This is a genomic window from bacterium (genome assembly GCA_037131655.1).
Classification (GTDB): Bacteria; Armatimonadota; Fimbriimonadia; order Fimbriimonadales; family JBAXQP01; genus JBAXQP01.
This window is the reverse complement of record JBAXQP010000399.1, coordinates 1-2,064: the sequence shown is the minus strand read 5'-3', so window position 1 is coordinate 2,064 and position 2,064 is coordinate 1. Positions and strand designations below refer to the sequence as shown.

Genomic DNA, 2,064 nt, shown 5'->3' with positions numbered 1-2,064 from the left:
ATAATACTCAAAATCACCAGATAATTGACCGCATTTTTGTCGAACCAAAATAATCGCTTGCTGCACTTGGCTTTTACTTAACTTATCGGCTTTGGTGAGCAAGATATGAATCGGTAACTGTCTATTTACGGCCCATTGAATTAATAATTGATCAGCGTCCTTCAGTGGATGGCGACTATCCATCAAGACCACCAAACCGCGTAAACTTTCGCGAACCTCAAGATAATGTGCCAAGTTTTTTTGCCAATCGAGTTTCACTTGCATCGCAACTTTAGCATAGCCATAACCAGGCAAATCCACCAAACGATGATGTTCGTCTTTTACCGTAAACAAATTAATCAGTTGGGTACGTCCTGGGGTCTTGGATGTTCTCGCCAAACGTCCGTTTGCTGTTAAACAATTTAACGCGGAAGATTTTCCCGCATTTGAACGCCCAGCAAAAGCAACTTCATACCCTAGATCAACCGGTAATTGCTCAACTTTGGCAGCACTTTTTAAAAACTCAGCCTGCTTATAAGGATTGATTATCATGGGCATAACATATCGATTGAATAACGAGAGAGGATGATATCTCGCATCGTAACCCTGTGCAAGTTTTGATGCACGAAAGCAGAGAATGCCCCTTGCATCGGGATATCATTTGATCTTGTGACGCAGACCCTTAAAAATGGTATCCTTAGCAACCTTCAAATATCATCATACTATCCAATTATTATGCGTTTCATCACCAATAACGTTCTTACCTATGTATTTTTTTTATTGCTTTCAGCTCCTTTGAGCTTATGGGCGACAGGCGATCCCATTGCAGGCAAATCTAAAGCTATGATTTGTAGTGCTTGTCATGGCGAAACCGGCATCAGTGCCAATCCTATGTGGCCTAATCTTGCAGGGCAACATGCTCGATATCTTCTTGAGCAATTGCGCCAATTCAAATCAGGGAACAAGCGCCCCTCCGCTATCATGTCACCCATGGTCTCGTCCTTAACGGAACAAGACATGGAGGATTTGGCTATATATTATGCCCAGCAACCCGTAGCTGCGGCCATAAAAACCCAGCCCCCCCACACACTGGGAGAACAATTATTTCGTCAAGGAGATAGCCTTCGGCATATTGCGGCTTGTATTGCCTGTCATGGGCCAGATGGCCGAGGCAACGCCCAGGCGGGATTTCCCCTGATCTCTCACCAAAACGCTGACTATACGGTACAGCAGCTCATGGCGTTCAAAACCAAAAGTCGTCAATCTGATCCCTTAGAAATCATGCGCACCCTCGCAAGCAAACTAAACCCAGAAGATATGAAACAAGTTGCAGACTATATTGCAGGATTAGAATAGAAGCGTGTACATGACAAATATGATATTGTCTTTCCCGCAAAGGAACTTTCACGAAATAACTTGGACAACTCAAGCGTACCTGGTACATCTTTTCAAGACATAATTTATTATTAAGTTATAGTATTGCCACTAGCTGAGGAGTCTAGCGTGCTATCTTCTACATCATCAGCTTCACCTTGATGAACTTGTGATGGATCTTTCTCTATGTCACATAATTCTTTTTTAGCTCTCTTTACAGGATTCTGGTCGCATTCTGCCTCATGACCCGAACTAATTGCATCAGCTTTTTCAACCATCCTACTAATCTCAGCTGCACTGAACCGCATTGCTTGTTTTGATGTTTCATCTAATGAATTATCTGAGTCTGAACTAACATCCTCTGTTCCTAATACTCTTCTAGCTGCTCGATCAACCGTTTTAGAAGCAGCGGCAAAACCAATTGCAAGACTTTGTTCTGTTGGATCTGCGCTCATTAGAGAAATAGCGATTGTTTTAGCAAAGCGCATAGCTCGTAGAGTTTCCTGCGCTATGGCCTTAGAATAATTAGTTGCCAAATATCCTACTGATGATTTTTGAAAAAATTCAAGCATAGAAACAAACTTATGCTCAATGTGATTATAATAGCTCGGCAGAATATAAGTTTCTTCGGCGAATCCACTTTCATGAGAAATTGTATCGAATGTAATAACAAGGGCATCACTAATAGCATCTATCTTTTCTAGTATTGAT

At 41.9% G+C, this 2,064-nt stretch carries 3 protein-coding genes; 1 reads left to right on the top strand and 2 read right to left on the bottom strand.

All coding sequences use genetic code 11. The annotated features are described in order from the left end of the window. Positions 1-531: ribosome biogenesis GTP-binding protein YihA/YsxC (yihA, locus tag WCO51_12920; protein MEI6514156.1), on the bottom strand; the 531-nt coding region annotated here is incomplete at its 3' end. 117 nt (positions 532-648) lie between these two features. Between yihA and WCO51_12915 the strand changes: the two genes are divergently transcribed. Continuing rightward, positions 649-1,335 carry a c-type cytochrome gene (locus WCO51_12915; GenBank protein ID MEI6514155.1) on the top strand — a complete coding sequence of 229 codons (687 nt, stop codon included), beginning with the start codon at positions 649-651 and terminating at the stop codon, positions 1,333-1,335. 110 nt (positions 1,336-1,445) lie between these two features. Here WCO51_12915 and WCO51_12910 read toward each other — a convergent pair. Then, the coding region (locus tag WCO51_12910; GenBank protein ID MEI6514154.1) for a hypothetical protein at positions 1,446-2,064 on the bottom strand (619 nt) is incomplete at its 5' end.